The following is a 277-nucleotide window of genomic DNA, read 5'->3' on the forward strand; positions in this document are numbered from 1 at the left end:
CGATCAATTGCCCGGCGACCGTCGTTGCGCCGACAATTGCAAATGCCCGCCAGCCTGCGGAAAATGTGAGCTTCCGGCGCGCCGCGAGCGCGATGAGGAAGAGGGCCACGGCGGTCATCAGTGAACGAAGCGTCACTGCGCCTATCCAGCCGAAGGCGGCCACAACATGGAGAAGCAGCAGGAAAGACACACCCCATGCGAGTGCGAGAAAAATATAGGCGGCGAGATCGCGAGGGGCCATGGGGCAGTTTCCAGCAGATGATCCGGCTCCCATATG

General features: G+C 61.4%; 1 pseudogene. It reads right to left on the reverse strand.

The features are described from left to right. Positions 1-241: pseudogene (locus SB816_RS31220) on the reverse strand (EamA/RhaT family transporter); the annotation flags it as partial. Between the last annotated feature and the right edge of the window lie 36 nt (positions 242-277).

The organism is Achromobacter sp. SIMBA_011 (assembly GCF_046535435.1).
GTDB classification, from domain to species: domain Bacteria; phylum Pseudomonadota; class Gammaproteobacteria; order Burkholderiales; family Burkholderiaceae_B; genus Achromobacter; species Achromobacter dolens.